This is a genomic window from Kitasatospora sp. NPDC004799 (assembly GCF_040609095.1).
GTDB lineage: Bacteria > Actinomycetota > Actinomycetes > Streptomycetales > Streptomycetaceae > Kitasatospora.
Genome location: NZ_JBEXJK010000496.1, coordinates 1 through 5,562, shown reverse-complemented (window position 1 = coordinate 5,562; position 5,562 = coordinate 1). Strand labels below are relative to the sequence as shown.

Genomic DNA, 5,562 nt, shown 5'->3' with positions numbered 1-5,562 from the left:
CGTTCTTCCTTTCGGGTGGGGGGGGTGCGGGGGTGTTATACCTCCCGTCGTCGGAGCTGGCGGGGGGGCGGGGGGCCGGCGGGGAGGGCCGGGCCCCACGACAATGGTGCGGACAGTTCTTCGGAAGTACAGAGAAAGCGATACCTCACCATGGATCTCGGCGTGCGCTGGAAGCTGCACGGTGACGGGCGCACGCCCGCGCCGGGGGCGGTGGTCCGCCCCGACGAACGGCTCTCCTGGCCCCGCACGGTAGGGCTGGGCGCCCAGCACGTGGTGGCGATGTTCGGGGCGAGCTTCGTGGCGCCCGTGCTGATGGGGCTCGACCCGAACCTCGCGATCATGATGTCCGGCGTGGCGACCGTGATCTTCCTGCTGGCCACCAAGGGCCGGGTGCCCAGCTACCTGGGCTGCTCGCTGTCCTTCGTGGGCGTGGCCGCGGTCATCCGGGCGCAGGGCGGCACCAGCGCGACGGTGACCGGCGCGGTGTTCGTGGTGGGCGTGGTGCTGTTCCTGGTGGGCGTGGCGGTCCAGAGGTTCGGGGCGCGGATCATCCACGCCACGATGCCGCCGATCGTCACCGGCGCGGTGGTCATGCTGATCGGCTTCAACCTGGCCCCGGTGACCGCCTCGACGTACTGGCCGCAGGACCAGTGGACGGCGCTGCTGGTGATGCTGTTCACCGGCCTGGCCGTGGTGTGCCTGCGCGGGTTCTGGTCGCGGGTGGCGATCTTCCTGGGGCTGCTCTTCGGCTACGGGATCTCCTGGCTGTTCGACCAGGTCTTCGGGAAGATCCACTCGGTGAACGGCGCCGGGCAGCTGACCGACCACTGGCGCCTGGACCTGTCGGGCGTCGGCAAGGCGGACTGGATCGGCCTGCCGACCTTCCACGGCCCGTCCTTCCAGTGGTCGGCGATCCTGGTGGCGCTGCCCGTGGTGATCGCGCTGGTCGCGGAGAACGCCGGGCACGTCAAGGCGGTCGGCGAGATGACCGGCTCGAACCTGGACGCCAAGCTGGGCACCGCGATCTCCGCGGACGGCATCGGCTCCATGCTCTCCACCGCGGTCGGCGGCCCGCCGAACACCACGTACTCGGAGAACATCGGCGTCATGGCCGCCACCCGGGTCTACTCGACGGCGGCGTACTGGGCGGCGGCCGGCTTCGCCCTGCTGTTCGGCATCTGCCCGAAGTTCGGCGCGATCGTGGCCGCGATCCCGGGCGGGGTGCTCGGCGGGATCACCGTGATCCTGTACGGCATGATCGGGCTGCTGGGCGCGCAGATCTGGGTCCGCTCCAAGGTGGACCTGAGCAACCCGCTGAACCTGGTGCCGGCCGCGGCGGGCATCATCATCGGCATCGGCAACGTGACGCTGAAGTTCAGCGACACCTTCAGCCTCAGCGGCATCGCGCTGGGCACGCTGGTCGTCATCACCGGCTACCACGCGCTGCGGGCACTGGCGCCGGCGCACCTCAAGACGCAGGAGCCGCTGCTGGACGAGGGCACCTCCTCGTACGACGAGGACGCCTCCGGCGGGGAGCCGCGCGCCTCGTAACGGACGGGGCCGGGCCCGGGTTCAGGGCGGAGGGACGGCCGGCGGAAGTGTCCGAAAAGGAGCTTCCGTCGGCCGTCCTGTCTTTGCCGGGCGGCCGGGCGGTGGTCGAATCGCTGCTCGCTCCACCGCTCGTTTCTCTGCTCGCCCGTATCGGCCACTCATCCCCCGGGAGAGGCATGTCCCTTCTGTCCCACCGCCGCAGGGCCGCCGCCGCGGCCGCCGCCCTCGCCACCGTGGCGGTCACCTGCGGCCAGGCCTCCGCCGCCTCCGCCGCCGACGCGGGCACGGTCCTGTGGACCCCGAGCACCAGCGCGGGCCCGTCCTCCTTCAAGGCCGTCCAGTGCGCGGCCGGCGACTTCGGGGTGGTGAAGGACTCCGTCAAGGGCAGCGTGTGGCGGGCCTTCCAGGCCGCCGGGCAGGAGCGCTGCGAGACGCTCAGCCCGGACCTGAAGGAGGGCGACACCTTCTACCTGGGCTGGTCGTCCAAGGTGGACGTCAAGGACACCAACAGCCGGTACGTCTTCCAGCTGAAGTGCTCGCCGAGCACCGGCACGGCCAACCACCCGATCGAGATCGACGTCCTGAACGGGCGCGTGCGCCTGCAGGAGTGGGACACCGCGCACGTGTCGCACGCGCTGTGGACCGCGCAGACCACGAACAACACCTGGCACTCGTACGCGCTGAAGATCCGCCTGGGCCGCACGGACGGCACGATCGACTTCTGGTTCGACGGCGTGAAGCAGACGTTCACCACCGGCTCGGGCACCTTCCAGGGCACCACCTGGGACGGCGACCGCAACTACCTCAAGTGGGGCTCGTACCACCAGTCCACGGGCGACGCGACGAACACCTTCACCAGCCCGGTCATGGCCACCACCCTGGAAGCGGCCACCGCCGGCTCCTGACCGCCCGCAGGCCCGGACCGCGGTGGTACGCGGTCCGGGCCTGCGGGGGCCGGGCGGGGGCCGGGCGGGGGCCGGGCGGTGGGTCAGCAGTACTTGTCAGCAGTACTTGAAGGAGCTGATCCGGTCGTTGATCCACGACGGGACGGAGGGCCAGCTCTCGTGCGGGCCGATCTTGAACTCCAGGCCGCCGTACCAGTTGTGCTCGTAGAAGCAGATGCTGCTGCCCGTGTTGTTCAGCACCGACGACGTGACGTCCTGCATGCCGGACCACAGGCCGTTGTCCCGCTTCAGCTTGCCCATGTCGCCGATGTTCTGGTCCGAGGCGATCGCCGGGAACTTGCCGGTGGAGCCGGTGTTGCCGACGAAGCCGTTCTCGGTCCACAGGCAGACGTAGTTGGTGGGGCACGCTCCGGCGCCCTGGCCGATGCCGAGGATCGTGTTGGCGCTGGCGGAGCCGGCCGTGGTCACGACCACCCCGACGGCGGCGGCCGCGCACAGGCCGAGCCTGGTCATCTTCCGGGAGAGCTTCATGACGGTCCGTTCGGGTCGAAGGGGGAAGGGGAAAAAGGGGGAAGGGGAAGGGCGGGGTCAGCAGTACTTGAAGGAGCTGATCCGGTCGTTGATCCACGACGGGACGGAGGGCCAGCTCTCGTGCGGGCCGATCTTGAACTCCAGGCCGCCGTACCAGTTGTGCTCGTAGAAGCAGATGCTGCTGCCCGTGTTGTTCAGCACCGACGAGGTGATGTCCTGCATGCCCTTGTCCCCGCCGGAGCTGCGCTTCTGGAGCTTGCCCATGTCCCCGGTGTTCTGGTTCGACGCGAAGGAGCCGAACTTCGCGTCGTTGATGGTCCCGCCCCGGATGAAGTTGGCCTCCGACCAGAGGCAGACGTACCCGTCGGGGCACGATCCGGCCCCGTGGCCGATGTCGTAGACGTTGGTGGCGCTCGCGGAGGTCGCCCCGGTCACGATCAGGCCGACGGCGGCGGCGGCGGTCAGGCCGAGCTTGGCCAGGTTCCTGGAGAGCTTCATGACGATCCGTTCAGGTCGAGGAGGGGGAAGGGCGGGGTCAGCAGAACTTGAAGGAGCTGATCCGGTCGTTGATCCAGGACGGGACCGAGGCCCACTTCTCCCGGGGGCCGATCCTGAACTCCAGGCCGCCGTAGTTGGTGTGCTCGTAGAAGCAGATGCTGCTCCCGGTGTTGTTCACCACCGAGGAGGCCTCGTCCGCCATGCCCTTCCAGCGCCAGAGCTTGCTGTCGAACGTGAACTTCGCCATGTCCGGGATGTTCTGGTTCGCGCCCACGGCCCCGAAGTCGACCCCGCCCTTCGGGTTCCCCACGATGTAGTTGTTGTCGCTCCACAGGCACACCCAGTTGGCGGGGCACTTGCCGGGGCCGGTCTCGATCGAGGTGAGGATGTCGGCGCTCGCGGTCGTCGTCGTGGCGGCGAGCACACCGGCCACCGTGGCGGCGCCCACCGCGAGCCTCGTCGCCATTCGCCGCAGGTCCATCGTGATCTCCTCTGCATCTCTGCTGCATCTCTGCTGCCAGGGGGGTGCTCCGACGTTTCGTTCGCGGAGCACCACCACTGTGGCGGCGGCAGGGGGCGCGACACATCAGTCATCTGACTGCGTGTGAGGCGGGGCCGTCGACTGAGTCGTGTCCGACGGTCACGACGCGGGCACCGGGGATCGTCGCCCTGTCTGCCGGCCGGTGGTCGACGGATGACAACTCACCTCACCCCCCGGGGCGTTGGGTGTGTAAGGTGCGGACCGGTGCCCCCGGCGGGGCGCCGGAGCACCGGGACCAGGGAGGCCGGCATGGACTTTTCCGCGGAAGCGGCGCAGGCGGCACGCCATGCCCACGAGTGGGCGGTGAAGGTGGACGGGCTGACGGCGGCCTCGCTCCGCGACGTGGCACGGGAGCGGGCCCGCCTGTGGGCGCTGGTGGCGCAGGCGTGCGCGGCCGTCGCCGCGGCCCCCTCCCCCCTCGCCGCGCAGGCGGCCCGTCGGGCGGTCGACGCGGCGCGGCAGCAGGAACGGTCCGATGAATCCGCGGATCCGCGGGACCAGGCCTGGACGTGGGCCGAAGTGGCCCTGGCCTGCACCGCCGCCGGCGCCGAGTAGCCGCCTCCCGCCCGACGGCGCGGTACCGGCCGCACAGCCGTCCGGGCCGGGACGGCTGTGCGGCGGCTCGTCCTGCCCCAGGTGCCGGGCGGAGGAGCGGGCCCCGGGGCGGCGTCAGGAGAGCTTGTCGACGGCGGCCCGGACGGTCGCCTTGAAGGCGGGGATGTCGGGCTGGGTCCAGTTGCTCTCCCACTCGACCACGGCGACGGTGTTGCCGTCCCGGCCCACGCCGTAGAGGTAGTCCCGGTGGTCCTCCCAGGTGTTGATCCGCTTGACGTGGACGCCGCCGACGGTCGCGCCCTCCTCGACGTCGACGGTGCCGTGGTCCTGGGCGGTCACCACGTCGTTCGGGAGCTGCTGCGCGGTGCGGGCCGCGCAGCCGGCGTAGAACCCGCGCAGGGAGTCGGCGACGGCGACGGCCTCGGCCTCGGTCGGCAGCACCAGGACCCCCTCGTACGCGGAGGCGGTCTCGGAGGTGAAGAAGTCCGCGTGGAAGTAGCGGCCCTCGGAGACGGCGCCGCGGTCCCAGCCGCCGCAGGGGCCGTCGTTGCCCCAGCCCTCTCCGATGGACGCGACCTGCCAGCTGAGGGAGTCCGGCGGCAGGTCGCCGGTGGAGATCAGACCGGGCTGGGGCACCTCCTCCCGGGTCTGCGCGTGCGCCTGGGTCGCGGCCTGGCCGCTCGCCGCGGCGAGCGCCAGTGCGGCGGCCGCCGCGCGTACGGCGATCCGGGTCCTGGGCCCGGTCCTGGGCCTGGTCCTCATCCTCATCCGTCCACCTCCGGGTGTCGTCGGCTCTGGGCCCAGCATCGGATGTGGAGGAAGCGTGTGCGGGGCGCACACGAGCGGAGGCCGAAACACACCGCCCCCGGGCACCGGACCCGGCCGAAAACCGCGCCTGCGCGCGGCCGGAGGCCGGCACGGCGGGAACGACGGGCGGCGGGAACGACGGGCGGCGGCGCGGGCCGGGGTGCCCGCGCCACC

The 5,562-nt window shown here is 71.2% G+C and carries 7 protein-coding genes; 3 read left to right on the top strand and 4 right to left on the bottom strand.

Translation table 11 applies throughout. From position 1 onward, the window contains the following. Positions 1-150: 150 nt before the first annotated feature. Both ABZW03_RS36355 and ABZW03_RS36350 read left to right on the top strand, forming a co-directional pair. Entirely contained in the window at positions 151-1,551 is a 1,401-nt protein-coding gene (locus tag ABZW03_RS36355; RefSeq protein WP_355268381.1) for a solute carrier family 23 protein, read from the top strand. Positions 1,552-1,727: 176 nt separating this feature from the next. Beyond that, on the top strand, positions 1,728-2,456 hold the full coding sequence (locus ABZW03_RS36350; protein WP_355268378.1) for a heparin lyase I family protein: 729 nt from the start codon (positions 1,728-1,730) through the stop codon (positions 2,454-2,456). 96 nt (positions 2,457-2,552) lie between these two features. On the opposite strand, the gene ABZW03_RS36345 is transcribed toward ABZW03_RS36350, so the two are convergent. The 3 genes from ABZW03_RS36345 to ABZW03_RS36335 are packed head-to-tail and all read right to left on the bottom strand — an operon-like array spanning position 2,553 to position 3,966. After that, on the bottom strand, positions 2,553-2,987 hold the full coding sequence (locus tag ABZW03_RS36345) for a peptidase inhibitor family I36 protein (protein WP_355268375.1): 435 nt from the start codon (positions 2,985-2,987) through the stop codon (positions 2,553-2,555). 57 nt (positions 2,988-3,044) lie between these two features. Beyond that, positions 3,045-3,485 carry a peptidase inhibitor family I36 protein gene (locus ABZW03_RS36340; RefSeq protein WP_355268372.1) on the bottom strand — a complete coding sequence of 147 codons (441 nt, stop codon included), beginning with the start codon at positions 3,483-3,485 and terminating at the stop codon, positions 3,045-3,047. 37 nt (positions 3,486-3,522) lie between these two features. Next, on the bottom strand, positions 3,523-3,966 hold the full coding sequence (locus ABZW03_RS36335) for a peptidase inhibitor family I36 protein (RefSeq protein ID WP_355268369.1): 444 nt from the start codon (positions 3,964-3,966) through the stop codon (positions 3,523-3,525). A gap of 309 nt (positions 3,967-4,275) precedes the next feature. Between ABZW03_RS36335 and ABZW03_RS36330 the strand changes: the two genes are divergently transcribed. Continuing rightward, a complete protein-coding gene (locus ABZW03_RS36330) occupies positions 4,276-4,581 on the top strand; it encodes an ABC transporter ATPase (RefSeq protein ID WP_355268366.1) in 306 nt (101 codons plus the stop codon). Between the two features lie 114 nt (positions 4,582-4,695). Here ABZW03_RS36330 and ABZW03_RS36325 read toward each other — a convergent pair whose 3' ends face one another. Beyond that, entirely contained in the window at positions 4,696-5,343 is a 648-nt protein-coding gene (locus tag ABZW03_RS36325) for a hypothetical protein (RefSeq protein ID WP_355268363.1), read from the bottom strand. Between the last annotated feature and the right edge of the window lie 219 nt (positions 5,344-5,562).